Annotated in this window: 21 protein-coding genes and 2 pseudogenes; 20 read left to right on the top strand and 3 right to left on the bottom strand. The window is 63.1% G+C overall.

All coding sequences use genetic code 11. From position 1 onward, the window contains the following. Window positions 1–90: 90 nt before the first annotated feature. The 20 genes and pseudogenes from ACUCCZ_RS01205 to ACUCCZ_RS01300 all read left to right on the top strand — a co-directional run. On the top strand, window positions 91–450 hold the full coding sequence (locus ACUCCZ_RS01205) for an NADH-quinone oxidoreductase subunit A (RefSeq protein WP_334353290.1): 360 nt from the start codon (window positions 91–93) through the stop codon (window positions 448–450). Window positions 451–540: 90 nt separating this feature from the next. Beyond that, the gene (locus tag ACUCCZ_RS01210; protein WP_435918339.1) at window positions 541–1,098 is read left to right on the top strand and encodes a NuoB/complex I 20 kDa subunit family protein; all 558 of its coding nucleotides are present in this window, start codon (window positions 541–543) and stop codon (window positions 1,096–1,098) included. Continuing rightward, window positions 1,095–1,925 (top strand): NADH-quinone oxidoreductase subunit C, encoded by an 831-nt coding sequence (locus tag ACUCCZ_RS01215; protein WP_435918338.1) that lies wholly within the window; start codon window positions 1,095–1,097, stop codon window positions 1,923–1,925. The genes ACUCCZ_RS01210 and ACUCCZ_RS01215 overlap by 4 nt, the downstream gene beginning before the upstream one ends. Then, complete coding sequence (locus tag ACUCCZ_RS01220) at window positions 1,925–3,226, top strand: NADH-quinone oxidoreductase subunit D (RefSeq protein ID WP_435918337.1); 1,302 nt, start codon at window positions 1,925–1,927, stop codon at window positions 3,224–3,226. The genes ACUCCZ_RS01215 and ACUCCZ_RS01220 overlap by 1 nt, the downstream gene beginning before the upstream one ends. Next, window positions 3,223–4,008, top strand: coding sequence for an NADH-quinone oxidoreductase subunit NuoE (gene nuoE / locus ACUCCZ_RS01225; RefSeq protein WP_435918336.1), 786 nt, complete (start codon window positions 3,223–3,225; stop codon window positions 4,006–4,008). The genes ACUCCZ_RS01220 and nuoE overlap by 4 nt, the downstream gene beginning before the upstream one ends. Then, entirely contained in the window at window positions 4,005–5,339 is a 1,335-nt protein-coding gene (nuoF, locus tag ACUCCZ_RS01230; protein ID WP_435918335.1) for an NADH-quinone oxidoreductase subunit NuoF, read from the top strand. Before nuoE ends, nuoF begins: the two co-directional genes overlap by 4 nt. Beyond that, the gene (locus tag ACUCCZ_RS01235; RefSeq protein WP_435918334.1) at window positions 5,336–7,774 is read left to right on the top strand and encodes an NADH-quinone oxidoreductase subunit G; all 2,439 of its coding nucleotides are present in this window, start codon (window positions 5,336–5,338) and stop codon (window positions 7,772–7,774) included. The genes nuoF and ACUCCZ_RS01235 overlap by 4 nt, the downstream gene beginning before the upstream one ends. After that, window positions 7,771–9,093 carry an NADH-quinone oxidoreductase subunit NuoH gene (gene nuoH, locus ACUCCZ_RS01240; RefSeq protein ID WP_435918333.1) on the top strand — a complete coding sequence of 441 codons (1,323 nt, stop codon included), beginning with the start codon at window positions 7,771–7,773 and terminating at the stop codon, window positions 9,091–9,093. Before ACUCCZ_RS01235 ends, nuoH begins: the two co-directional genes overlap by 4 nt. After that, on the top strand, window positions 9,093–9,668 hold the full coding sequence (gene nuoI / locus ACUCCZ_RS01245) for an NADH-quinone oxidoreductase subunit NuoI (protein ID WP_435918332.1): 576 nt from the start codon (window positions 9,093–9,095) through the stop codon (window positions 9,666–9,668). The genes nuoH and nuoI overlap by 1 nt, the downstream gene beginning before the upstream one ends. Then, complete coding sequence (locus tag ACUCCZ_RS01250; RefSeq protein WP_435918331.1) at window positions 9,665–10,525, top strand: NADH-quinone oxidoreductase subunit J; 861 nt, start codon at window positions 9,665–9,667, stop codon at window positions 10,523–10,525. The genes nuoI and ACUCCZ_RS01250 overlap by 4 nt, the downstream gene beginning before the upstream one ends. Next, the gene (gene nuoK / locus ACUCCZ_RS01255) at window positions 10,522–10,821 is read left to right on the top strand and encodes an NADH-quinone oxidoreductase subunit NuoK (protein ID WP_003866464.1); all 300 of its coding nucleotides are present in this window, start codon (window positions 10,522–10,524) and stop codon (window positions 10,819–10,821) included. Before ACUCCZ_RS01250 ends, nuoK begins: the two co-directional genes overlap by 4 nt. A gap of 10 nt (window positions 10,822–10,831) precedes the next feature. Then, complete coding sequence (gene nuoL, locus ACUCCZ_RS01260; RefSeq protein ID WP_435918330.1) at window positions 10,832–12,718, top strand: NADH-quinone oxidoreductase subunit L; 1,887 nt, start codon at window positions 10,832–10,834, stop codon at window positions 12,716–12,718. Window positions 12,719–12,735: 17 nt separating this feature from the next. After that, on the top strand, window positions 12,736–14,229 hold the full coding sequence (locus ACUCCZ_RS01265; RefSeq protein ID WP_435918329.1) for an NADH-quinone oxidoreductase subunit M: 1,494 nt from the start codon (window positions 12,736–12,738) through the stop codon (window positions 14,227–14,229). Beyond that, window positions 14,226–15,842, top strand: coding sequence for an NADH-quinone oxidoreductase subunit NuoN (gene nuoN, locus ACUCCZ_RS01270; RefSeq protein WP_435918328.1), 1,617 nt, complete (start codon window positions 14,226–14,228; stop codon window positions 15,840–15,842). Before ACUCCZ_RS01265 ends, nuoN begins: the two co-directional genes overlap by 4 nt. Before the next feature lie 189 nt (window positions 15,843–16,031). After that, window positions 16,032–17,006, top strand: a complete 975-nt coding sequence (locus ACUCCZ_RS01275; protein ID WP_435918327.1) for a polyprenyl synthetase family protein — start codon at window positions 16,032–16,034, stop codon at window positions 17,004–17,006. Window positions 17,007–17,045: 39 nt separating this feature from the next. After that, window positions 17,046–17,828, top strand: a complete 783-nt coding sequence (cobF, locus tag ACUCCZ_RS01280; RefSeq protein ID WP_435918326.1) for a precorrin-6A synthase (deacetylating) — start codon at window positions 17,046–17,048, stop codon at window positions 17,826–17,828. 135 nt (window positions 17,829–17,963) lie between these two features. Continuing rightward, entirely contained in the window at window positions 17,964–18,794 is an 831-nt protein-coding gene (locus tag ACUCCZ_RS01285; RefSeq protein ID WP_462981553.1) for an HpcH/HpaI aldolase/citrate lyase family protein, read from the top strand. A gap of 70 nt (window positions 18,795–18,864) precedes the next feature. Then, window positions 18,865–19,743, top strand: a complete 879-nt coding sequence (locus tag ACUCCZ_RS01290) for a hypothetical protein (RefSeq protein ID WP_435918324.1) — start codon at window positions 18,865–18,867, stop codon at window positions 19,741–19,743. A 1-nt stretch (window position 19,744) separates the two neighbouring features. Further along, window positions 19,745–20,341, top strand: a pseudogene (locus ACUCCZ_RS01295) (ATP-binding cassette domain-containing protein). Beyond that, window positions 20,338–21,557 (top strand): annotated as a pseudogene (locus ACUCCZ_RS01300) (ABC transporter permease); the annotation flags it as partial. The pseudogenes ACUCCZ_RS01295 and ACUCCZ_RS01300, both read left to right, overlap by 4 nt. A 56-nt stretch (window positions 21,558–21,613) precedes the next feature. On the opposite strand, the gene ACUCCZ_RS01305 reads toward ACUCCZ_RS01300, so the two are convergent. The 3 genes from ACUCCZ_RS01305 to ACUCCZ_RS01315 form a co-directional block, all read right to left on the bottom strand. Further along, complete coding sequence (locus ACUCCZ_RS01305; RefSeq protein ID WP_435918323.1) at window positions 21,614–23,602, bottom strand: M13 family metallopeptidase; 1,989 nt, start codon at window positions 23,600–23,602, stop codon at window positions 21,614–21,616. A 744-nt stretch (window positions 23,603–24,346) separates the two neighbouring features. Then, complete coding sequence (locus ACUCCZ_RS01310) at window positions 24,347–24,928, bottom strand: hypothetical protein (RefSeq protein WP_435918322.1); 582 nt, start codon at window positions 24,926–24,928, stop codon at window positions 24,347–24,349. Between the two features lie 45 nt (window positions 24,929–24,973). After that, entirely contained in the window at window positions 24,974–25,558 is a 585-nt protein-coding gene (locus tag ACUCCZ_RS01315) for a hypothetical protein (RefSeq protein WP_435918321.1), read from the bottom strand. Between the last annotated feature and the right edge of the window lie 88 nt (window positions 25,559–25,646).

The raw sequence follows: 25,646 nt of genomic DNA on the forward strand, positions 1-25,646 counted from the left end.
GCATTATCGGAACTTAGGTTACCCAAAGTACCCGAGCGTTCAACGCGCGTCGTAAGGTCTAGGCCAACGGTGCTGACCAAAGGTGGTGAGATGAACGGATACGCCCCCCTAGTGGGAATGATCGTCCTGGGCGCGGTCTTCGTGCTCGCGACGATTACAGTCAACGTCCTTCTCGCGGTGAAACGACCCAACCGCGCCAAGCATGAAATCTACGAGTGTGGCATCGAGCCGACGCCACAACCAGCCGGTGGCGGAAAGTTCCCTGTCAAGTTCTTCGTCGTTGCAATGCTCTACATCGTCTTCGACATCGACATCATGTTCCTCTACCCGTGGGCCGTCGACTTCAACCATCTGGGTGTCTTTGCCCTGGTCGAGATGGTGTTGTTCGTCGCGATGGTGTTCATCCCTTACCTCTACATCCGCCGCCGTGGTGGCCTGGACTGGACCTAATCTCCTGTCGTGGCTTGCGGGCCGCGCCCAATCAACGTTCGAGCGGCCCGCTGCCGCGCCAGTCAACGTCTGAAAGGAAGGACGCACGAGATGGCTGAGTACGACGCCGATGTCCCAGCTGGAATCGTGATGACCTCGATGGAGGCCATCGTCGGATGGCTGCGCAAGACCTCGTTCTGGCCTCTGACGATGGGCTTGGCCTGCTGCGCCATCGAGATGATCTCCTACGGCGGTCCGCGTGCCGACGCCGCCCGCTGGGGTCACGAGGTGTTCCGTGCCTCTCCCCGCCAGGCTGATCTCATGATCGTCTCGGGCCGTGTGAGCCAGAAGATGGCTCCGGTGGTTCGTCAGCTCTACGACCAGATGCCCGAGCCCAAGTGGGTCATCTCGATGGGTGCTTGTGCCTCCTCGGGTGGCATCTTCAACAACTACGCCGTCGTCCAGGGCTGTGACCACATCGTTCCGGTGGACGTGTACCTGCCAGGCTGCCCGCCCAGCCCGGACATGCTCATCGATGCCGTCTTCAAGATCCGTGAGCAGATTCAGCACTGGCCGCTGATGGGCCACATGTCCGAGGTTGAAGCGGCCAAGGAGAAGCGGGCCCTCGAGGCCCCGACCACCCTCGAGCAGAAGGGGCTCATGCGATGAGTGACAAGCCGACCCCACGCGGTGCCGCCGGCGGCTCAGACTCCGGGGACCGTATCCCCGACGGCCGAAACTTCCTCGATGCCAGCACGCCCGACCAGGCCCATGTCCCGGCCAAGGCCACCCAGTGGACCCAGGAGGATCGCCGCATCGACACGCGCAAGGGCATGTGGGCGGCAACCTCCGGTCCGGGGGACACCTCCGGTTACGGCGGCGTCGTCCGCACAGTCGAGATGCCGGGCGATTCCGAGCGTCCCTACGGTGGCTGGTTCGACGAGGTCGCTGACCGGATGGAGGAGCTCGTGCCGGACTTCTCCGACGGTCTGACACTCGTCGACCGTGGCGAGATCACCTTCTTCGTCCGTCCCGAGAAGCTGCTCGAGCTCGTCAAGGTGTTGCGTGACGACGCGGCCCTGCGCTTCGAGAGCTGTTCCTGTCTGACCTGTGTGCACTACCCGCACATGGAGGGTCGCGAGATGCACGTTGTCTACGACCTGCTGTCGATGACCCACAACCGTCGCATCCGCCTCGAGGTTGCGCTGGCTGATTCCGGCCAGGAGGACGTGGCACGAACTGGTCACAGCGACGTCGACTCCCTGCCCCACGTTCCCAGCATCGTGTCGGTCTACCCGCACGCGGACTTCCAGGAACGCGAGGCCTGGGACATGTTCGGAGTCATCTTCGACGGCCACCCGGCCCTCACCCGCATCCTCATGCCCGACGACTGGGTCGGCCATCCGCAGCGCAAGGACTACCCGCTCGGTGGCATCCCGATCGAGTACAAGGGTGCCGTCGTGCCACCGCCGGACCAGCGCAGGAGCTACAACTGATGAGCGAGAACCACGAGTACTTGTCCCAGGGCGGCGACTGGGCCCAGATCGTTGACGAGGCCGCCGAGAGGGGCGACGAGACGGTCGTCGTGAACTTCGGTCCGTCCCACCCGTCTACCCACGGCGTCATGAGGCTCATCATCGAGCTCGATGGTGAGTCAGTGAGCGACCTTCGCGTCGGTGTCGGATTCCTCCACACCGGTATCGAGAAGAATATGGAGTTCCGCACCTGGACTCAGGGTGTGGCCTTCATGACCCGATGCAACTACGTCGCGAACTTCTTCAACGAGTTGGTGTACTGCCTGGCCGTTGAAAAATTGCTGGGCATCACCGACGACATCCCGGAGCGGGCCAAGGTCCTGCGCGTCATGATCACCGAGCTCAACCGCATCTCCTCCCACCTCATCGCTGTGGGGACCGGCGGTCTGGAGCTTGGCGCCTCCTCGGTGGCCGAGGTCGGCCTGAGGGAACGCGAGATCATTCTGGAGTTCAACCAGGCCGTCACCGGGCTGCGCATGAACAATGCCTGGATCCGTCCTGGCGGCGTCGCCAGCGACCTGCCGGAGACCGGCCTGGATCAGCTGCGTGACCTCATCAAGCGCATGGAGAAGTACCTCCCCGAGATCGGTCTGTTCTGCAACGAGAACCCGATCTTCAAGGCTCGTACCAAGGACATCGGTTACGCCGACCTGTCCACCTGCACGGCCCTCGGCGTGACCGGCCCGGCCCTGCGCGCCACCGGCCTGCCGTGGGACCTGCGCAAGACCCAGCCCTACTGTGACTACGACACCTACGACTTCGACGTCGCCACCTGGGACACCTGCGACTGTTACGGACGCTTCCGCATCCGCCTGGAGGAGATGGACCAGTCAGTGCGCATCCTCAAGCAGTGCCTCAAGCGTCTCGAGGACACCCAGGGCGACCGTCACATGGTGGCGGATCCGCACATCGCGTGGCCGGCAGAACTGGCCCTGGGCCCCGACGGCCAGGGCAACTCCAACGAGCACATTCGCCACATCATGGGCGAGTCGATGGAGGCACTGATCCACCACTTCAAGATCGTCACCGAGGGATTCCGGGTGCCCGCCGGCCAGGTCTACCAGGCCATCGAGGGCGCCGCTGGTGAGCTCGGCTGCCACCTCGTCTCGGACGGCGGTGTGCGGCCCTACCGCTCCCATCTGCGTGACCCTGGATTCATCAACGTGCAGTCCCTGCCCGCCATGTGTGAGGGCGGAATGCTTTCCGACGTGGTGCCGTCCTTGGCATCCCTGGACCCCGTCATGGGAGGAGTCGACCGATGAGCGATCGCGAACCTGTCAACCTGGGATACCCCTACGTCGAATCCTTCCACTCGGACTTTTCGGGGACCGGTGGAGTCGATCAGTCCGACCGTTCCACCAACATCGACGAGCACACCATCGAGGACATGCGCCAGATTGCCTCGCGCTATCCCGATCCCCGTTCGGCCCTGCTGCCGATCCTGCACCTGGTGCAGTCGGTGGACGGACGTGTCTCCCCGGTGGGCATCGAGACCGCGGCCGAGGTGTTGGGAATCACCACCGCCCAGGTCTCCGGAGTGGCGACTTTTTACACCATGTACAAGAAACACCCGGCGGGACAGCACCACATCGGTGTCTGCACCACCGCACTGTGTGCCGTCATGGGTGGCGAGGAGGTCCTCGCCCGCGTCGAGAAAAGGCTCGGCATCAAGGAGGGTGAGACGACCCCCGACGGCAAATTCTCCCTCGAGCGTGTGGAGTGCAATGCTGCCTGCGACTTCGCCCCGATCATGATGGTCAACTGGGAGTACATGGACAACATGACTCCGATCCGCGCAGAGGAGATCCTCGACGCCCTGGCCCGCGACGAGGAGGTCCACTCGACTCGCGGCGCGAAGATCACCAGCTGGCGTGAGGCCGAGCGAGTGCTCGCCGGCTTCCCCGACGGTCGGGCTGACGAGGGTCCCAGCGCTGGCGAGGCATCCCTGCAGGGTGTGCAACTGGCCAGGCGGAATGGCTGGAAGGCTCCGGACCCGAACAACCTGCCCGCTCCTGCCGAGCCCATGGAGGAGGAGAAGAAGTGACCGATCCACTGACCCCGGTCCTGTCGGCCAACTGGGGCGACGAGCGCAGCTGGAAGCTGCTCAACTATGAGCGTCAGGGCGGCTACACCGGACTTCGCAAGGCGTTGACGATGCAGCCCGACGAGGTCGTCTCACTGGTCAAGGACGCCAACCTGCGTGGCCGTGGTGGCGCCGGATTCCCCACCGGCATGAAGTGGTCCTTCGTGCCCAAGGACAATCCGAACCCGACCTACCTGGTCGTCAACGGTGATGAGTCCGAGCCGGGCACCTGCAAGGACATGCCGCTCATGATGGCCTCCCCGCACACTCTCGTCGAGGGAGTCATCATCGCCGCCTACGCCATCAAGGCGAAGGTGGCCTTCATCTACATCCGTGGCGAGGTGCTGCACGTCATCCGTCGTGTTCAGCAGGCGGTGCGTGAGGCCTACTCGGCCGGGTACATCGGGAAGAACATCCTCGGCTCTGGATACGACTTGGACGTCGTCGTCCACGCGGGCGCCGGCGCCTACATCTGTGGCGAGGAGACCGCCCTGCTGGACTCCTTGGAGGGACGCCGTGGTCAACCTCGTCTGCGTCCGCCGTTCCCCGCTGTCGCCGGTCTGTACGCCAGCCCGACGGTCATCAACAACGTCGAGTCCATCTCGACGGTGCCGTCGATCCTGCGCAACGGCAAGGAATGGTTCAAGGCGATGGGTACCGAGAAGTCCGACGGCTTCACCATCTACTCGTTGTCGGGGCACCTGGCCCATCCTGGTCAGTACGAGGCCCCGATGGGTATCACCCTGCGTCAGCTGCTCGAGATCTCCGGGGGCATGCGCGAGGGCCACGAGCTGAAGTTCTTCACCCCAGGTGGTTCCTCGACCCCAATCCTCACCCCCGACGACCTTGACACCCCGCTCGACTACGAGGGCATGATGGGAGCCAAGTCGATGCTGGGCACCAAGGCCCTGCAGTGCTTCGACGAGACGACCTCGGTGGTCCGCGCCACGCTGCGCTGGCTGGAGTTCTACAAGCACGAGTCGTGTGGCAAGTGCACCCCGTGCCGTGAGGGAACCTGGTGGGTCGTCCAGATGCTGCGTCGCATCGAGGCCGGCGAGGGTCAGGAGGGTGATGTCGACAAGCTGATGGACATCGCCGACAACATCGGTGGTCGTTCCTTCTGCGCCTTGGCCGACGGTGCCGTGGGTTGTCTGCGAGGAGCCATCGGACACTTCCGCGAGGAGTTCGAGGCAGGCTGCCGTGGCATTCCCGCCTGGAAGTACCTGCCCTACGAGCGCAGCTCGATCTTCACCGACGCCGATCGCCGAGTCCTGGAGGGGGCCGGAGCATGAGCGAGAACAAGCCCGTCGAACTCGTCACCTGCACCATCGACGGTCAGCAGGTGAGCGTCCCCAGGGGAACCCTCATCATTCGCGCGGCTGAGTCCATCGGCACCGCCATCCCCAGGTTCTGCGACCACCCGCTGCTCGACCCTGCCGGTGCCTGTCGCGAGTGCCTCGTCGAGATTCCCGACGCCGGCAATGGGCGCGGCTTCCCCAAGCCGCAGCCGTCGTGCACCATGCCGGTGGCCGAGGGAATGATCGTCAAGACCCAGGTCAGCTCCGAGACGGCCCGCAAGGCCCAGGAGGGGATGCTGGAGTTCCTCCTCATCAACCACCCGCTGGACTGCCCGATCTGCGACAAGGGTGGCGAGTGCCCGCTGCAGAACCAGGCGATGGCCAACGGACGCGGCGAGTCCCGCTACGGCGGAGTCAAGCGCACCTACCCCAAGCCGATCAACATCTCGGCCCAGGTGCTGCTCGACCGCGAACGGTGTGTGCTGTGCCAGCGCTGCACCCGGTTTGCCGACCAGATCGCCGGTGATCCCTTCATCAACCTGCAGGAGCGCGGCGCCGTGTCCCAGATCGGTGCCTATGAGGGCGACGACTTCAACTCCTACTTCTCTGGCAACGTCATCCAGATCTGCCCGGTGGGAGCCCTCACCAGCACCGAGTACCGCTTCCGCTCCCGCCCCTTCGACCTCGTCTCGACGGTGACGACCTGTGAGCACTGTGCCGCCGGTTGCCAGCTGCGCACCGACCACCGTCACTACGAGGTCAAACGTCGCAACGCCGGCAACCTGCCCGAGGTCAACGAGGAGTGGAACTGCGACAAGGGGCGTTTCGCCTTCCGCTACGGCCGTGGTGACGACCGGGTGACGACCCCGCTGGTTCGCCGCAACGGAGTCCTGGAAAAGGCATCCTGGGCCGAGGCTCTGCAGACTGCGGCTGCCGGACTCAAGAAGGCCGGTACCAACGTCGGTGTCCTCACCGGTGGACGGCTCCCGGTGGAGACCTGCCTGTCCTGGTCCCGGTTCGCGCGCGTCGTGCTCGGCACCAACAACGTTGACTTCCGGTCCCGTCCGCACTCCACCGAGGAGGCCTCCTTCCTGGCCGCCACCGTTGCCGGGCGTAGCCTCGAGGAGTCAGTGACCTACGCCGACCTGGAGAAGGCGTCGCGGATCGTCCTGGTGAACCTGGAGCCCGAGGACGAGTGCCCGATGATCTTCCTGCGACTGCGCAAAGCCTGGCGGCGCAAGAAGGTCGCGATCACCGCGGTCGGAACTCACCTGTCCAATGGTTCGGCGAAGATGGGGGCCGAGTTGGCCCGCTGCCTGCCTGGTCAGGAGCCACAGGTTGTCGAACAGCTGGTCTCCGACGGCATGATCGGTGAGGGAACCATCGTGCTGGTGGGGGAGAGAGCCGCCACCCGGCCCGGGACCCTCTCGGCCATCGCCTCCCTCGACCCGAGGGTTCGCGTCGCCTGGGTGCCTCGTCGTGCCGGTGAGATCGGCGCTGTCGAGGCCGGCCTGCTGCCGCAGCTGTTGCCCGGTGGACGCCTCGTCGACGACGCCAAGGCCCGTGTGGACATCGCGGCCGCATGGGGAGTCGACAACCTGCCAACCCAGCCGGGTCTCGATGCCACCGGAATGCTGGCCGCTGCCCGCGCCGGCAAGCTCTCGGCCCTCGTCGTCTCCGGTGTGGAGCTGGCTGACATGCCTGATCCAGCCGGAGCTCGTGAAGCCCTCGAGAGCTGCGGGTTCGTGGTCTGCCTGGAGCAGCGGTTCTCCGAGGTTGCCGAGCGGGCCGACGTGGTCCTTCCGGTCTGCCTGCTCGAGGAGACCTCCGGAACCTTCCTCGACTGGGAGCATCGTCCTGGCCGAGTGCGCGTGGTCAACAAGCAGGCTGTCACCCCGATGAACGAGATCCGCGTCCTCGACGCCCTGACCTCGCAGCTGGGATCGGTGTCCGGACTTGCCACCGTCGCCCAGGCCCACAAGGCCTGGCGGGACCTCGGGCAGTGGCAGGGCGAGCACCCGAAGATGGAGTCGGCCTCCCCGCTCGTGCCGCAGGTCCCCGTGGTCGAACCGGGATCGGTCGGTCGGGTGCTGGAGACATGGCGTCAGCTGCTGGAGGGGTCGGCAAGCCTCACGGGCGCCGACGCCCTGGTGGCGACCGCCCCGGCTCCCGTCGCCGTCGTCAGCCCGCTGACGGCAGATCAGCTTGGCGTGGCCGATGGACAGCTCATTGACGTCTCTGGTCCCATCAGCCTGCGGCTTCCGGTCAAGATCGACGCGACGATGTCGGCCGAGGCGGTGTGGATCCCGTCGCTGCGTGGCGACTCGACCTCCCCGCAGGGCCGCACCACCGTCCCCGACGCTCCCGGAACCGTTGTCGCGCTGAGTGCCGTTGAATCCGAAACTTCCCGAGAGGCAGGTGTGGCATGAGTCCCCTCGAGGCCACCATCGACCCGGTGTGGCTCATCATCGTCAAGGTCGTCATCCTCTTCGTGATCCTGCTGGCCTGGACCATCTTCAACGTGTGGTTCGAGCGGCGTGTGCTGGCCAAGATGCAGAACCGCATCGGCCCGATCATGAACTCGGCGTGGGCTGGTGGTGTGTTCCAGGCCGTCGGTGACGGCTTGAAGCTCATCTTCAAGGAGATGCTCACCCCGAAGGGTGCCGACAAGATTGTCTTCAATCTGGCGCCGGTGATCGCAGGCATTGCCTGCTTTGCGTCCTGGTCGGTCATCCCGCTCGGTGGTGAGGTGTCGATGTTCGGCCACACCACCAGGCTCCAGATCACTGACGTGCCGGTCGCCGTGCTCTTCATCCTCGCCGTGGCGTCCATCGGCATCTACGGCGTGGTGCTGGCCGGCTGGTCGTCGGCAGGCACCTACTCCCTGCTCGGTTCGCTGCGTTCCAGCGCCCAGATGATCTCCTACGAGGTCGCCATGGGCCTGTCGCTGGTGACGGTGTTCCTCTTCTCGGGGTCCATGTCGACCTCCGAGATCGTCGAGTCCCAGGCCAGCCACTTGGTTGCAGGCGGGTTTGACACCCACATCGCCGGACACTACTGGCTGCTGCTCATCCCGAGCTTCATCATCTACGTCATCACGATGTTCGGTGAGTCCAACCGTCTGCCCTTCGATCTGCCGGAGTGCGAGTCGGAGCTCGTCAGTGGTTACATCACCGAGTACTCCGGGTTCCCCTACGGCATGTACTTCCTGGCGGAGTACATCAACATGGCTACCCTGTCGGCCGTCTGCACCACCCTCTTCCTGGGCGGCTACCGGGCCCCGTGGCCGCTCAACTACGTCGGTGTCATCGACTCCGGGTGGTGGGGCCTGCTGTGGTTCTTCCTCAAGACCCAGCTCGTCATCTTCTTCTTCGTGTGGGTGCGAGCCGCGATCCCGAGGTTCCGTTACGACCACTTCATGGATCTGGGCTGGAAAGTCCTCATTCCAGTGTCCCTGGGATGGGTTCTGCTGGTCGCCGCTTGGCGCACCGTCCTCAACCAGGGCTGGGGTCGCAACCCGATCTTCATGGTCATCGTCGGCCTCATCGTCGTCGCCCTTCTCATCTGGGCGTTCATGGGAGGCAAGGAGGAGTCCACGCCTGAGGTGGCCACCAACGAACCGTTCGACGCCTTCGCCGGCGGTTATCCGGTGCCGCCATTGCCACACCAGGTCCAGGCCCCGTTGGCCGGGGCCGCAACGGCCACCACGGTGGCGCGACGAGACCACGACGAGAACGGAGGTCTGTGATGGGAGCCTGGTCAGGATTCGGGATCACCTTCGAGACGATGTTCCGCAAGCCCTTCACCCAGGGGTATCCGGAGAAGGGCAAGGAAAAACCGATGCCGCCGCGGATGCACGGTCGTCATCAGCTCAACCGCTGGCCCGACGGACTCGAGAAGTGCGTGGGCTGCGAGCTGTGCGCGTGGGCCTGCCCTGCTGACGCCATCTACGTCGAAGGTGCTGACAACACCGACGAGGAGCGTTACTCGCCCGGTGAGCGCTATGGTCGCGTCTACGAGATCAACTATCTGCGATGCATCCTGTGCGGGATGTGCATCGAGGCCTGCCCGACTCGTGCGCTGACGATGACCAATGACTTCAAGTTGGCCGACACCACCCGCGCCAAGCACATCTGGACCAAGGACGAACTGCTGGCTCCCCTCAAGGAGGGCATGGAGCAGCCGCCGCATCCGCGCCGTCTCGGCGACGACGAGGACGACTACTTCAACGGTCTGCCTCCCTCCGGTCAGGACGACGTGCGAACTGGTCCGTCCACTGGTGCCCATCAGGTCCAGCGCGACGATGAGGGGGTAGCCCAATGACCGCTTCCCTGCTCACCGCTCCCATGAGCGGACTCGTCCCGATGGTGACGGCTTCCCAGTGGGCGTTCTGGTTGCTGGCCCCGATCATGGTGCTTGCGGCCCTGGTGATGGTCTTTGCCAAGAAGCCCGTTCATTCAGCCTTGTCGCTGGCCATCGTCATGATCTGTCTGGCCGTTCAGTACGTCAGCCAGGAGGCGCCATTCCTCTTCGTGGTGCAGATCATCGTCTACACCGGTGCCATCCTGATGCTCTTCCTCTTCGTCGTCATGCTCGTCGGCGTTGACGCCACCGATTCCCTCAAGGAGACCCTCAAGGGGCACAAGGTGGCGGCCATCATCGCCGCGCTGGCCTTCCTGGCGCTGCTCATCCTGGCCGTCGGAAACGCTGTGACGACCGGTGTGATCGGTACCGATCAGCCGGTCGGTCTGCGAGAGGCCAATGCCGCTGGTGGTGACAACGTCAAGTCCATCGCGGAGCTGGTGTTCACCAAGTACGTGATCGTCTTCGAGGCCACCTCGGCCCTGCTCATCACCGCTGCGGTCGGCACCATGGTGCTGGCCCACGGTGACACCGCCAAGAAGAAGTCCCAGCGTGAGCGGGTCACCGACCGTATGGTGGCCTACGCCGAGCACGGCGCCCACCCCGGCGCCCGTCCGAACTCCGGTGTTTACGCCCGAACCAACCAGATCGGTGCTCCGGCCCTGCTACCTGACGGCACGGTTGCCCAGGATTCGATCTCGGGAACGTTGGCCACCCGCGGCGCCATCATCGACACCGGCGAGTTGAAGGCTCCGACCCATCGGGCCTTCGCCTCGATCAGTGCCGCCCGCCACGAGGCACAAGGAGAACTCGAATGAACCCGAATGACTACCTGGTGCTCTCGGCGATACTCTTCGCCATCGGCATCCTGGGCTTCCTGACGAGGCGTAATGCCCTGGTGGCCTTCATGTCGGTGGAGCTGATGCTCAACGCCGCGAACCTCGCCCTGGTGACTTTCTCCCACGTCCACGGTTCCCTCGACGGACAGGTCGGGGCGTTCTTCGTGATGATTGTCGCGGCTGCCGAGGTGGTCGTGGGCCTGGCGATCATCGTCACCATTTTCCGTTCCCGTCGCACCACCTCGGTGGACGACACCAACCTGCTGAAATTCTGAGGGAGGTATCGTGACTGTTCTGGAAACCGGCCTGTTCAACGGGGCCTGGCTCATGATCGCGGTGCCGCTGGTCGTCGCCGCACTGCTGCTGCTCCTCGGACGCCGCAGCGACGTCTGGGGACATCTGTTGGCCACCTTGGCCCCGATCGTCTCCTTCGTCATCGGGTTGGTGCTCTTCATCAACCTGCTGGGCCGCGATGTCGCGTCCCGTGCCGTCGAGGTGGGGGTCTACCAGTTCATCGACGTCGGGCCATGGGATCTGAGGGTTGGCCTGCTGGTGGATCAGCTCTCCATCCTGTTCGTCCTGCTCATCACCTTCGTGGGCTCCCTGATCCACATCTACGCGATCGGGTACATGGCCCACGACACTGATCGACGTCGTTTCTTCGCCTACCTCAACCTCTTCATCGCCGCGATGCTGACGTTGGTGCTGGCCGACAACTACCTCATCCTGTTCGTCGGTTGGGAGGGCGTCGGTCTGGCCTCCTACCTGCTCATCGGCTTCTGGTTCGGGCGTCCGACCGCGGCTCGTGCAGGTAACAAGGCGTTCATCATGAACCGCATCGGTGATCTCGGTCTGGCGATGGCGATCTTCACCATGCTCGCCCAGTTCGGCAGCGTGCGGTTCGCCGACGTCTCGGCCAAGGCCTCCGGACTGACGTCAACCTGGGCCACCCTGCTCGGCTTCATGCTGCTGCTGGCGGCCTGTGGTAAGTCGGCCCAGGTTCCGCTGCAGGCCTGGCTGCTCGACGCCATGGAGGGTCCGACCCCGGTCTCGGCCCTCATTCACGCCGCGACGATGGTCACCGCCGGCGTCTACCTCGTCGTTCGGTCCCATGCCATCTACGCTGAGACGGGCGCGGCCTCCCTGGCCGTCGCGATCGTCGGTACCGTCACCCTGCTGTTCGGTGCCTGGATCGGTTCGTCCAAGAAGGACATCAAGAAGGTCCTCGCCGGATCGACGATGAGCCAGATCGGCTACATGATGCTGGCCGCGGGCCTCGGCCCGGCCGGCGCCGCCCTGGCGATCTTCCACCTCATCACCCACGGCTTCTTCAAGGCCAACATGTTCCTGGGAGCTGGCTCGGTGATGCACGGTACGGGCGACGACACCGACATGTACCACTTCGGTGCACTGTCCAGGGTCATGCCCGTCACCTTCTGGACGTTCGCCTGCGGCTACCTCGCCATCATCGGCATCCCCGGCACCTCGGGTTACTTCTCTAAGGACCACATCATTGAGGCCGCCTTCGACAAGGGCGCGGTCTTCGGTGTGTTGGCCCTCATCGGTGCCGGTATCACCGCCTACTACATGACCCGCCTCATGGTGCTGACCTTCCTGGGATCCAGGCGGTGGCGTGAGGACGTCCACCCGCACGAGTCCCCGGCCGTCATGACGATCCCGCTCATCGTGCTGGCGATCCTGTCGATCTTCGCAGGCGCCTTCATGAACAATTGGATCGGCGACTGGCTGGCCCCGGCCACTGGTGCCCAGGTCGAGCACGTCGGCATGTGGCACATGGGCACGATCGGCGTCATCACCCTCGCCGTGGTGATCGTCGGCATTCTGGCCGGTTGGCTGCTCAACCGACGCGACGTTCCGGGCGAGGAACCCGACACCCGTGATCCGCTGCTCATCGCTGGTCGGCATGACCTGTACGGCGACGATGTCAACGACGTCGTCGTCGTGAAGCCGGGACGCTGGCTGGCCGGTGGAGTCAAGGGCTTCGACCGTGCGGTCGTTGACGGTCTGGTCAACGGCGCAGGCTCGGTCACCACGGCCTGCTCCCAGATCGTCCGCAAGGTCCAGAACGGTTATGTGCGTAGTTACGGCCTCATGATGGTCGTCGGCGTGCTGGTCGTCGGACTCGTCGTCGTCCTGGGCCGGATGGCCTGAGCGCAGGAGGAGCTGACATGTCTTTCCCGATCCTCACCGTGATAGCCCTGTTGCCGATCGTCGGCGGCATCATCACCATGATGATGCGCGGAACCGCGGCCCGAACCACCGGCATGGTGTTTTCCCTGGTCACTCTGGTACTGGGTGTCTACGCCTTCATCCGCGGAGTCAACGGCACTGATCTGTCGGAGACCCACCGCTGGATTCGCGCCATCGGCGCCTGGTACGCCCTGGGCGGCGACGGTCTGTCCCTGACGATGATCCTGCTGGTCGTCATCCTCGTCCCAGTGGTGCTGCTCGCCGAGTGGCACGTGGGCGACGAAGGTAAGGCGCGTTGGTCGACCGGCGCCTTCTTCGGCCTGGCCCTCATGCTCGAGGGACTGGCGATCTACTGTTTCGCCGCCACCGACGTCCTGCTGTTCTACCTCATGTTCGAGGCCACCCTCATCCCGATGTACTTCCTCATTGCTGGGTGGGGAGGTCCTCGACGAGGTCGCGCTGCCATGAAGTTCCTGCTGTACTCCCTGGCCGGTGGACTGGTGATGCTGTTCGCCGTCGTCGGTGTCGGTGTCCACGGCGGGTCCTTCCTGCTGAGTGACCTGGCCGAGGTGGACTTCTCCGGGGCGATTGGCAAGCAGCTGTTCGTCGGCTTCTTCATCGCATTCGCGATCAAGGCCCCGATGGTTCCGGTACACACCTGGCTTCCTGACACCGCCGAACAGGCGACCGCCGGAACGTCCGCCCTGCTCGTCGGTCTGCTCGACAAGATCGGCACCTTCGGAATGCTGAGGCTGTGCCTGGGCCTCTTCCCAGCCGCCTCCGACTGGGCCACTCCCTTCGTGCTCACCCTGGCGATCATCTCGGTGCTGTGGGGTGCCATGATGGCCGCCACTTCGAGCGACCTCATGAGGTTCGTCTCCTACACCTCGGTGAGCCACTTCGGCTTCATGGTCATCGGCATCTTCGCCCTGACGACAACCTCGATCACCGGCTCGATCTTCTACATGTTCAACCATGGCTTCTCCACCGCGGCACTGTTCCTGGTGCTCGGATTCCTGGTGCGACGCGGCGGGACGGCGAAGGTCGACGCCTACGGAGGTGTCCAGAGGGTCGCCCCGGTGCTTGCCGGAACCTTCCTGTTCGCCGGGCTGGCGACCCTGTCGCTGCCGGGCACCGGGAACTTCGTCAGCGAGTTCATGGCCCTGGCCGGTGCCTGGGCGCGTCACCCGATCTACGTCGCCGTCTCCACCATCGGCATGGTGCTGGCTGCCGTCTACGTCCTGGTGACCTATCGACGCACCATGACCGGTCCCGTGCAGGGAGTTTCCGAGAAGGTCAGCGACCTCAATGGTCGGGAGAAGCTGGTGCTCGCGCCGCTCATCATCCTGCTGCTGGTGTTCGGCTTCTTCCCACGGCCGATGTTGCACGCCATTGAACCGGCAGCCGCCGCGACCATGACCCAGGTTCACGCCACCGATCCGGCACCCGTCGTCAAGGAGGGCCTCAAGTGAATCCCGTCCTGTTGATTCCCGCGCTCAGGTCTGTTGCGCCCCTTGACGTCGCGACCCCGCACATCGAGTATGGACCGCTGGTGCCGATCTTCGCCCTCATGGCTGGCGCTTGCCTGGCAGTCCTGGTGGAGGCTTTCGTGCCTCGTTCGGGTCGTCGTCCCACCCAGATCATCCTGACGTTCGCGGCCCTCGCCGTGGCCATCGCCTCGACGCTGACCACGATTGCCAAGGGCACCCGGATCGTCGCCGGACAGGGAACCCTGGCCCTCGACGGTCCGACCCTGGCCACCTGGATGGTTCTGCTGGTGACGAGCCTCGGCGCCGTGGTGCTCTTCGCAGAACGAGTGGGTGGTACTCAGACGGCCTTCGTGGCGAGCGCCTCCTCGGTGCCCGGATCTTTGGTGGAGGCCAAGGCCGAGCAGGAGCATCGTGAGCACACCGAGGTCTACCCGCTGCTGATGTTCGCGGTGCTGGGCATGATGTGCTTCGCCGCCGCCGACGACCTCATCATGATGTTCGTCGCCCTTGAGATCTTCTCCCTGCCGCTCTACCTGTTGTCGGGGATGTCTCGGCGTCGTCGACTCCTGTCCCAGGAAGCCGCATTGAAGTACTTCCTGCTGGGCGCGCTGTCGTCGGCCCTGTTCCTCTACGGCATCGTCCTGCTGTACGGCTGCGCAGGAAGTTTCAAGCTGGGCGCCATCGCCACGGTGGGCGTCACCCAGGTGGGCTCGTCGAAGCTCATCGTCGCTGGCATGGTGTTGGTCGCCGTAGGACTGCTGTTCAAGGTGGGCGCGGTTCCGTTCGCGTCCTGGACTCCTGACGTCTACACCGGGGCCCCCACCCCGGTCAGCGGCTGGATGGCGGTGGCCACCAAGCTCGTCGCCCTTGTCGGTCTGATGCGTGTGCTGTACGTCGGTTTGGGTGCCATGAGGTGGGACTGGCAGATCATTCTCGCGGTGGTGTCCGTGGCATCCATGGCCGTCGGTGCCGTCGTGGGTCTGGCACAGACCGACATGAAGCGTCTGCTGGCCTATTCCGCGATCGCTCACGCCGGCTTCGTGCTGGTGGGCGTCGTCGGTGCTTGGACGATCCAGACCGGGATGGCCTCGGGGCAGACCGGTTCGGTCTCCTCCGTGCTGGTGTACATGACGGCGTACGGTCTGTCCTCGATCGGTTTCTGGCTGCTCATCCTCATGGTACGACGTGCTGGTGGTGAGTCGACGGAGATCGACTCGTGGGCCGGTCTGGGTCGCACGCATCCGTGGTTCGGTGTTCTCGTCGTCATCTTCGTGCTGAGTTTCGCAGGCATTCCGCTGACGGCTGGATTCACCGGCAAGCTGGTGGTCTTCCTGGCCGGATGGCGGGGTGGATACGCCTGGCTGGTGCTGCTAGGAGTGCTGTTCTCCCTGGTGGCTGCGGCCTTCTACCTGCGCATCATCATGGTGGTCTTCTTCCGCAACCCGAAGGAGGAGGACGACCCCGTCGAGGTTGCCGAGCCGTCCATCGCCGGGTGGATCACGCTGATTGTTTGCGCGGTCTTCACCATTGTCATGGGCGTTGCCCCGCAGCCGATCATCGACCTGTTCAACCAGGCAAGCACCTTCCTGCGCTGAGTTGTTCATGAGGCCGGGGCCGCTGTCCGGAAGGATTGCGACCCCGGCCTCGTCACGCCGTGGATCATCACAACCACATCCCGACGAGACGCGAGGGCTGTTTAACCAGTAATGTGGAAGATGGCCGTGTCATGGAGAGGCGGCGGTCGGACGAGCACCGAGCACACGCCCGGTCGGAAGAGGAGAACCGTGTCGTACAACGCGAGCAGCGAGTTCGCCGATCTGGTGACCGCCAAGCTTGCCCTCGTCGAGGACGAGCTGGGGCGTCAGGCCGGCGCCGACACACCATTCGTCACCGAGGTGGCCAGCCACATCATTTCCGCCGGTGGCAAGCGATTCCGTCCGCTTCTGGTGGTGCTGTGTTCCCAGTTCGGCGACCATGTCGACGACGCCGATCTGGTTCGTGCTGCCGTTGTCATGGAGCTGACCCACGTCGCCTCGCTCTACCACGACGACGTCATGGACGAGGCCTCCAAGCGTCGCGGTGCTCCCTCGGCGAACCTGCGCTGGGGCAACTCCGTGGCCATCATGGTCGGCGACTACCTCTTCTCGCGCGCCTCCCTGGCCGTGGCCGAACTGGGTGTCGACTTCGTCCGCCTGCAGGCCCAGACCTTCTCGCGGCTGGTGCAGGGTCAGATCGCCGAGACTCGTGGGCCTTCCGAGGGAGAGGACCCGCTGGCCCACTACCTCCAGGTCGTGGCCGACAAGACCGGCTCGCTCATCGCTGCCTCCACGGTCTTCGGTGGCATGGTCTCCCACGCCTCACCGGGGACCGTCGCCGCCCTGGAGCAGTTCGGCGAAGACATCGGCGAGGTTTTCCAGCTTGCTGACGATCTCATCGACATCACCTCGACTGCGACCGGCAAGACCCCCGGCACCGACCTGCGCGAGAAGGTCCCGACCCTGCCGACCCTCATGCTGCGTGCCTCCGATGACCCGGCTGATGACGAGCTCAAGAAGATGCTTGACGCCGACCTGTCCGACGACGCGGTGCTCGCCGACGTGCTTGAGAGGTTGCGCGCCAACCACGTCATCGAGGAAGCCCGCGCACAGATCCAGCGTCGCGCTGACCGCGCTCGTACTCACCTGGCCCCGCTGCCCGACGGGGACGCCAAGCAGGCCCTCATGGCCCTGTGCGACGAGGTCGTGTCTCGTTCGTCCTGACAGGGGCCACATCTGAACCCGCCAATTTCAGGAGGCATCGTGTCCCGTCATCTCGATCTCATCGGCATAGGCCCCGGTAACCCGGACTGGTTGACGCTGGCAGCCGTTGACGCCATCCAGCGCCTTGACGTCCTCTTCGTCGTCCTCAAGGAACACGATGTTGACGACCTCGTCGAGTTCCGTCGCGACGTGTTGCGCCGCCATCGCCCGCAGGCCGAGACTGACGGTCTGCGCATCGTTGAGCTGCAGGACCCGCCGCGCCCCTGGAAGACCGCCGAGAATTACAAGGAAGCCGTCGCCCTGTGGCGTCGTCAACGCCTGAACCAGTGGACCCATGCCGTCGCCGACAATCTTGCTGACGGTCAGCGCGGTGGATTCTTGGTGTGGGGCGACCCAGGCTTGTACGAGTCCACCCTGGCCATCGTCACAAAGCTCATCGCTGCCGTCGACGCCGACGGGGGAGTACCCATCGAGCTCAACGTCATTCCCGGCATCTCCAGTTCCCTGTCCCTGGCCTCCCGCCACCAGATCCCGCTCAACCGTCAAGGTCGTCCGCTGCAGATCTCGCCGGCCCGCCTGCTCGCCGAGGGGATGCCCGAGGGAGTCGACGACGTCATCGTCATGCTGGACGGACGTCAGACCTTCAGCCTCATCGATCCGACCGGGATCGACATCTACTGGGCGGCCTATATCGGTACCCCCGACGAGATCCTCATCAGCGGTGATCTGGCCGAGGTCCGAGACGAGATCCTCGCCACCCGCGCCGAGGCCGAGAAGCGTCTGGGGTGGGTGTTCGACACCTACCTGTTGCGTCGTCGCTGAGGGGCGTTCCCGGCCCGGTCGACATGGGGCCGATTCCGATCTGAATCTGCTGCCCCGACGCGCCATATCCGTGGTGTGTGCGGCAGGATGGGGCACATGGATAGTGCACTGCGTCCCCGTCGATCCGTTCTGTTCATGCCCGGCGCCAACGCCAGGGCCTTGGAGAAGGCCCGCGACATCGACTGTGACGGCATCATCATTGACCTGGAGGACGCCGTGGCCCCCGACCTCAAGGTCGAGGCCCGGGAGCGTGCCGCCGAGGTCGTCGAGGGCCGTCCCTACGGATACCGGGAGGTCGCCATCCGCGTCAACGGGATGGACACCGAGTGGTACCACAACGACATCAAGGCTGCCGTTGCCGCCGGTCCTGACGCCATCGCCGTCCCCAAGGTCGGCTCGGCCGAGCAGGTTCGTTCCATCGTCGCCGACATGGAGGCCGCCGGAGCCGGCGAGGACATCAAGCTGTGGGCCATGATCGAGACCCCGCGGGCCGTGCTGGATTGCGCGGAAATCGCAGAAGCCTCCGACCGTTTGACGGTGCTCATCATGGGCACCAATGACCTCACCAAGGAATTGCGCGCATCCCATGTTCCTGGTCGCGCCCCGGTGACGGCAGCCCTGCAGATGTGCCTGTTGGCTGCTCGGGCGGCCGGTGTCGTCATCCTCGACGGGGTGTACAACGATGTGCGCGACGTTGATGGATTCACTGCGCAGTGTCGTGAGGCTCAACTCATGGGCTTCGACGGCAAGACGCTGATACACCCCGGTCAGGTGGCCCCGGCCAATGAGGTCTTCGCCCCCGACGCTGACGAGGTCGAAGAGGCCCGCGGCATCATCGACGCCTGGGAGAACGGCAACGGTTCCGGGGTCGTCACCTACCGGGGACGGATGATCGAGAACCTGCACGTCGACACGGCGCGTCGGGCCCTCGCGATGGCCGAGGCGATCGAGGTACGCGGCCATTGATGCCGCATGCCCTCCCGACCATGGGCAGGACGTCGTCGGGGTGAGCCGATTGCGTCATATTGTACGCAGTATGCCTTTTCGACGATTCTTGGTGGGGATAGCGGCCGTCTTGCTTCTTCTGCCTGCTGCGTGTTCGCGGCACGATGACGCGCAGGCGCCCGTTGTCGACAGTCTCGGGACGGTGTTCAGCCCCTCCAACTCCCTCATTCGCGAGCCCGCGAATTCGTCAGTCAATGGGACGCTCAAGAGTACGTATGAGTACCTCCGGCTCATTGACGGTCATGATCTACCTGACGACGACGGCTACGCCCATGATCATCTGGTTGCGGCTTTGCGCCCCTATCTGGTGAATGGTGGAGACAGTCGGCAGGCCCATGTCAGCCAACTCATGGCGGCGTCATCCCTGAAGACCCTCAACGCGTTGTCCGACAAGGAGAGATCAGAGGTCGACAAACGTACCCGCCTGCCGAAGGGCTGCATCACCAGAAAGACAGTGACGACGGACTTGCCCATCGCGACGATGAGGCGGGAGATCGGGCTGACCAATGACGGGTTGTGCCTCACGCCGTGGAAGGTCGCGGTGACCGACTACACGACTTCTTCCGAGGACGCTCGTTGGGCGATGCAGGCGTTGGCCAATGCCGACCTGTTCGGCAATGCTGCGGAGATCGAGAAATCGGGGTGGCAGGCGATCTCGGACGGGTACTTGCGCCATGTCGACACGTACAGCGGCCCGAGTACGACCATCGCAATGGCTTTGTCGGCAACCGATGCCGTCTCCGCATTGTCTCGCTCCCAGGTGCAGCGCATTGGCGACCGTCTCACGGATGCGCTATGCCCGAGGAAGGACCTTGGCCCGGCGCTCACTCGCAATGGAAAGCCGGTCAAGGACAAGTGCAGTGTCGAATCGGCGTACCTGCTGAGGTACTCAGGGAATTGGGCGTGGTGACATGACGGTTTCTTGGCAAGGCGTGACCAAGACATTCCCCTCGGGCGATTCCGCGCGTGGGGGCTGCACGATTCATTGCGCCGATGCGACCGTTGACGCAGGTCAGGCATGTCTCATCAAGGGAGCATCCGGTCAGCGAAAATCGACCATGATGGCGATGATTGGCGGCCTACTACCCGTTTCCAGCGGGCACATCACCGTCGCTCATGATGGTGATGACCTGGATCCCATCGACGCTCGACGGGCTGGTTTGGTGGCCTACGCGTTCCAATACCCCGTACCTCACTGTCGGTGAGAATGCCGCCCTGTGCGCTGACACCGAGGTCGCACATCAGCTGCTGGCCTCCTGCGGCATGGGTGACCTGGTCGGTCAGCAGGCCAGCACTTTGTCCGGCGGGCAGCAGCAGCGCGTGGCTGTGGTTCGGGCGTTGGCGTCCAAGCCCGCAGTGCTGCTGGCCGATGAGCCGACAGCATCTCTTGACGACGACAATCGGTCGGCCGTGGAAAAGCTACTTCAAGAATATCTGGACGACGGAGGAACGATCGTCAACCGATTGACTTCCCACACCTGAGCGTCGAGGTGGAGGCGACACGATGAGCATGTCAGCATCGCGCCACTCTTGGATGTCTTTACGACGCTCCAGTCTGCCTCGACAGCGCTGGTTCATCGTCATACTGGCTCTGTTGGGGGATGCGCCCTGGCAATGAACACTATCGTCGCAGGCCACGTTCGTGACCAGATCGACACTGCCGATGTCGGCAAAAGGCTCAACTACGTGGTCGTCGACAGTTCTGGGCGTGGTGCCGACAGCCCGATTGACGCCGCAGCTCGTCAGCAAATGATGGGTATGAACCATGTGGCCGAGGTCTACGAGTGGTCGCAGGCGGGGCTGCTCTCCGATGGCGACAATGGCCTTCCGCAGATCGTGTGGGCCACGGCACAGATCCCCGACATTCCGCCCGCCACCGTGTCCTTTGATGGTCACACTAGGCCGTTGCGGTCCGAGGAGGTCATCGTTCCGGATGCCGTGAACGGCCATGACCTTAAAGACTTGTTGGGGGAGACGATCAACGTCTCCTATCAGCGCAAGACGAAAGCATCTGAAGCCGAGGCCGTCCCGACGAAGCTCAAGGTCGTCGGCCTTTACGACACCAGCCGTCCGAACAATGACGGTCCTGACACGGTCTACGTCAATGTTGAAGACGCCAAGAATTGGGAGGCCGCCAACGCAGGGATGTCCCCTCAAACCTTTGACAGGCAGGGCGTTACAAGGGCCTACGTCGAGGCAGATTCACGTGCCCACGTCGCGGATGTCCATCGGCAGTTGAGCCAGGCAGGGTTCTCTGCAACCAGCCAGGCCGATGTGGTCGGATACGCCGATCAGATGACCTCTGATGCCCAGCGGATGCAGACAGTCCTCATCGTCGTCATCTGCTTGGCGGCGTTGGTGCTTGGCGTGAGTGTTGGTTCGACGATCTCTCGCCAGCGTGGTTCTCAGATTGCCGTTTTCAAGGCTTTCGGCCGTTCTGGGGAGTGGATTCTCGGTTGCCTTGAAATGGAGGCTTTTCTCATTGGTGTGGTGATGGCGCTGGGAATCGTTGTTGTTGGACTGGTGTTGTGTGGTGCAGTGATTACATTGACGGCCGCAGGTGTGTACCTGGGGCCGGTGGCGATGACCTTGGTGCCGTTGCCCGATGTGCTGGAGCAGGGAGCATGGTTCCCCTTGGTGTTTCTTGCCGCGGTCCCGTTGGGATGCCTGCTGCGCACCATTGCCTCGGCGAGGTCACACAAGCCCTGTGAGTTGCTGCGTGAGCAGTGGCATCGACATGAAAAGTGCCCCCGGGTTCGTGGAACTCGGGGGCATCGTCATCACCAGATGGTGACTCGCTTTTTGGGAGGCAGCCACATCGGGTCATCCTCGGTGACACCGAAGGCTTCGTAGAAGGCGTCGACGTTGCGCACGATCTGGTTGCAGCGGAACTGTGTGGGCGAGTGCGGGTCGGTGGCGAGCTGGGTGCGGCAGGCCTCGTCACGGACCTTCTCACGCCAGATGGCGGCGTACGACAGGAAGAATCGTTGCTGCCAGCTGAGCCCGTCGACCGGCCCAGGAGCACCACCGGCATCCTGGTAGGAGATCTGCAGGGCCCGGTAGGCGATGCTCACCCCACCCAGGTCTCCGATGTTCTCCCCGATCGTCAGGGCCCCGTTGACGTGCGGGCCGTCCGGCTGCAGCTGCCGGGGCACCAGGGCGTCGTACTGGCTGATGAGGGCCTTGGTGCGCTCCTCGAAGGCGGCTCGGTCGTCGGCGCTCCACCAGTCGCGCAGCGCACCGTGGCCGTCGTAGGTGGATCCCTGGTCGTCGAACCCGTGACCGATCTCGTGCCCGATCACCGCACCGATCCCACCGTAGTTGACGGCGTCGTCTGCCTCAACATCGAAGAACGGTGGTTGCAGGATGGCTGCCGGGAAGACGATCTCGTTGCGCAGCGGATGGTAGTACGCGTTGACCGTCTGGGGGAACATGAGCCACTCGTCGGGATCGATCGGCCCCGAGAGCTTCTCGATCATGCGGTCCAGCTGGAAGGATGACACGGCAGCCACCGCGTCCACCAGGGATCCCTCGGGGATCTGCAGGCCGGAGAAGTCTCGCCACCTGTCAGGGTACCCGATCTTGGGGCGGAAGTTCGTGAGCTTCTCCAGGGCTTCGGTGCGGGTCTGCTCACCCATCCAGTCCAGGGAGCCGATCGACTGTCGGTAGGCCGCCAGCAGATTGGCGACGAGCTCATCCATCCGCTCCTTGGCGGCTGGCGGGAAGTGCCGTGCCACGTACAGTTTCCCGACGGCCTCGCCGATGGCCGACTCGACGAATCCCACTGCCCTTTTCCAGCGCTCCCGCAGCTGTTGGGCGCCAGAGAGGGTGCGTCCGTAGAAGTCGAAATTGGCCTCGACGAACTCACTGGGCAGGAACGGTGCGAGGTCCGAGATGACGTGCCAGGTGGCCCAGTCGCGCCACTGCTCGATGGGGGAACTGGCCAGCAGACGCTCGATCCCCTCGAAGAAGGAGGGCTGATTGTCGATGACGTGGCAGACGGCCTCGGCGGGAATCCGGGCCGCCGTCAGCCAGGTGCGCAGGTGCAGGCCGGGGTGGGCGTCGGCCAGATCGTCGAACGTCGTGGGATTGAACGACGCCCGCGAGTCGCGAGTGCGCACCTGGTCCCAGTGGTGGCTGGCGATCCGGGTCTCCAAGTCGACGACGCTGCGTGCCCGGGTCTCGGGCTCGTCCAACCCGGCCAGGGTGAGCATGCGGGTCACGTGGACCTGGTACTTCGTGCGAATCTCGGCCTTGTCGTCGTCGCGGTAGTAGGCCTCGTCGGGCAGGCCCAGACCACTCTGCCCCATCCAGGCGACGTAGTGGGTCGGATCGGCGGGATCGGACTCGTTCTCCAAGTAGAACAGCCCACCCACACCCTGACGATGCTGGGCGCCCAGGACTGCCATGAGATCGGCGGCGTCGGTGATAGCGTCGATCTGGGTCAGGTACGGGCGCAGCGGTGTGGTGCCGGCGGCATCCACGGCGTCAACGTCCATGAATCGCCGGTACAGCTCGGTCATGACCTCGATCTCGTGATCGGTGGCCTCTGGTGCCAGGGTGCGCAGCTGCGTGGCCCCACCTGAGCTCAGATCCGCCAGGATCTGGTGGACGGCAGCCTCGGAATTGTCACGCAGCACCCGGAACGATCCGGTGCTCGCCTGATCCGAGGGGATCTCAGTCACACGCTCCCAGGCGCCGTTGACGTGCTGGTACAGGTCATCGCCGGGACGAATGTTCTCGTCGCGGTCGGGGAAGAGTTCTGCCATGGGCCCACCTTAGTGGGCCTGACAACGAGGGAAGCTTCAAGTGGCATGGACTTGTTCATCCCATGTCATGCTCCGAAGAACAAAAGGACACTGAGAATTGCGGTGAGCCAGCACCATATGGCCACAGAGCCTGCTAGCGCAGCCACTGCTTCAAAACTCATTTTTGGGACGAGTGAACGATCATCTGGGGGGATGTTTCCTCTGGCGACACCGAGAGACCATCCGGCAAGGGGAAACATGATCAGGGGAACGAGATAGACGACAAACGCTCTACTGCTGAAGGTGGGCGCCATCTGGTATGAATTTATGTGGATGCGCTGTACAAATAAAAGTATGGTAAATGATTGTCATGACCAATTCGGTGAGGGTAGCCATGGTGACGCCGATTGTTGTGATTCTGTGCTTCCTCTTCTTTGGGGTTTCACATGTTTTTATGGTCTTTCCCCACAGCCCGGTGATCCAGCCAACCAAGGGGAAGATGAAACACATGAGGGAAATTCTTGCATAAGCATGATGACGCCCCGTTGTCACATGAATGATCAAGAGGACGACTGCCCAGACGGTTCCGACGATGGTGCCGAGATGAGGCCGTTGAGGGGTGCGCGACGGTATTGCTGGTCGTGCGGGGCCAGATGCTGATCGGGTGTTGCTGTCATCATTGTCTCACGGCTCCACCATCGGGGCAGTAGGGCTGTTCAGGCACCCTGGCTGCCAGTGATCTTGTGATCGTATGTTGAGACGCAATCAGAAAATAATCCATATCCAGAGCCATAAAACTTCCATTATGGCAAACCAACATATTACACATAACAACAGAACAATGACCGACATGAGTGTCATCGATACGAAACTTCTTCGGCAATTCTTGCTGTTGCTCATTCGAACAGTTCCGAGTGCCCATCCACCATATGGGAATGGAATCAGTGCCAGCAGATATAGGATAAGTACCCCGATTTTTGGGGCCGTGTCGAGGTGTGACCCAAGAGATTGTGAGTCCTGAAAGAAGTCAAAGAAGAAGATTGCTGCGGTGGCGATTCCGATCATACTCAGCGTTGCAGCGTAGAGCATTTTGATTTCATGCCTTTGCGCGGACAAGGGTCTGTGTGAAATGATATTTTTTTCACACAGACCGTCAATCCATCCGAGGAGAGGAAAGGACAACCCCATGAAGGTCATCCACGCGAATCTCGGGGAGATGAACCACCTCACCTTGGAAAACACGACGAATACAATCGCCCAGACGGCTCCGACGATGGTGCCGATGATGAGGCCGTTGAGGGGTGCGCGACGGTACTGATCCTTGGGTGTGTTGTTGTGGGTGGTCATCGTGGCGCTTTGACCTCGGACGAGTAGTGTGTCGCGAAAATGTGTTTAAAACTCAAAAAAGAATAATATATTTGAAAGGAAGCTAATTGCAAACCAAGCTGCTGTAGATAGGTATAGACCGAGAGCAACCCAGGCGCTCATTTTTGAGATTACTGAGTGACGATCACTCGGAGTATTAATTCTAGCAATACTGAGCCCCCATCCGGTAATAGGAAACACAAATAGGGGAGCCAAGAACATAACAAAAGCTTTGCAACTAAAAGTGGCATTATCTGGTATCTCAAAAGTCTCCATGTCTGCAACAAGACTGTAAAAAGTGATGGACATAAGTACCCCGATGGTGGTTGTCATAATGATGCCGGTCGTCTTGACTCTACGTTTCTTTTTTACTGAGGTCGTGCAACTGTAGGCTGTCCTGCCCCACAAGCCAGTTATCCATCCAAGCACAGGTAATGTTAGGGCAATAAAAGCCATTTTGATGTTCCGCGAATACCTGCCCATCGGAAATAAGAAAGGTAGTAAAAACTCAATCGCCCAAGCGGCTCCGACGATGGTGCCGATGATGAGGCCGTTGAGGGGTGCGCGACGGTACTGATCCTTGTTCGTGGTCGTGTTGTCGTGGATGCCCATCGTTGCCTTTCTATAGGCGCTGGCGGCGTCTAAGTCCTAATTTAGTATTTGTGGTTTGGCGATAGGAGGACTATCTAGGGGTAGCTCC

Source organism: Cutibacterium nasicola (assembly GCF_052654715.2).

Excerpts from the sequence above, each read along its gene's own strand:
- ACUCCZ_RS01205 (WP_334353290.1), top strand. The coding sequence starts at position 91 with ATGAACGGATACGCCCCCCTAGTGGGAATGATCGTCCTGGGCGCGGTC.
- ACUCCZ_RS01210 (WP_435918339.1), top strand. The coding sequence starts at position 541 with ATGGCTGAGTACGACGCCGATGTCCCAGCTGGAATCGTGATGACCTCG.
- ACUCCZ_RS01215 (WP_435918338.1), top strand. The coding sequence starts at position 1,095 with ATGAGTGACAAGCCGACCCCACGCGGTGCCGCCGGCGGCTCAGACTCC.
- ACUCCZ_RS01220 (WP_435918337.1), top strand. The coding sequence starts at position 1,925 with ATGAGCGAGAACCACGAGTACTTGTCCCAGGGCGGCGACTGGGCCCAG.
- nuoE (WP_435918336.1), top strand. The coding sequence starts at position 3,223 with ATGAGCGATCGCGAACCTGTCAACCTGGGATACCCCTACGTCGAATCC.
- ACUCCZ_RS01235 (WP_435918334.1), top strand. The coding sequence starts at position 5,336 with ATGAGCGAGAACAAGCCCGTCGAACTCGTCACCTGCACCATCGACGGT.
- nuoH (WP_435918333.1), top strand. The coding sequence starts at position 7,771 with ATGAGTCCCCTCGAGGCCACCATCGACCCGGTGTGGCTCATCATCGTC.
- nuoI (WP_435918332.1), top strand. The coding sequence starts at position 9,093 with ATGGGAGCCTGGTCAGGATTCGGGATCACCTTCGAGACGATGTTCCGC.
- ACUCCZ_RS01250 (WP_435918331.1), top strand. The coding sequence starts at position 9,665 with ATGACCGCTTCCCTGCTCACCGCTCCCATGAGCGGACTCGTCCCGATG.
- nuoK (WP_003866464.1), top strand. The coding sequence starts at position 10,522 with ATGAACCCGAATGACTACCTGGTGCTCTCGGCGATACTCTTCGCCATC.
- ACUCCZ_RS01265 (WP_435918329.1), top strand. The coding sequence starts at position 12,736 with ATGTCTTTCCCGATCCTCACCGTGATAGCCCTGTTGCCGATCGTCGGC.
- ACUCCZ_RS01285 (WP_462981553.1), top strand. The coding sequence starts at position 17,964 with ATGCCCGGCGCCAACGCCAGGGCCTTGGAGAAGGCCCGCGACATCGAC.
- ACUCCZ_RS01290 (WP_435918324.1), top strand. The coding sequence starts at position 18,865 with ATGCCTTTTCGACGATTCTTGGTGGGGATAGCGGCCGTCTTGCTTCTT.
- ACUCCZ_RS01305 (WP_435918323.1), bottom strand. The coding sequence starts at position 23,602 with ATGGCAGAACTCTTCCCCGACCGCGACGAGAACATTCGTCCCGGCGAT.
- ACUCCZ_RS01310 (WP_435918322.1), bottom strand. The coding sequence starts at position 24,928 with ATGACCACCCACAACAACACACCCAAGGATCAGTACCGTCGCGCACCC.
- ACUCCZ_RS01315 (WP_435918321.1), bottom strand. The coding sequence starts at position 25,558 with ATGGGCATCCACGACAACACGACCACGAACAAGGATCAGTACCGTCGC.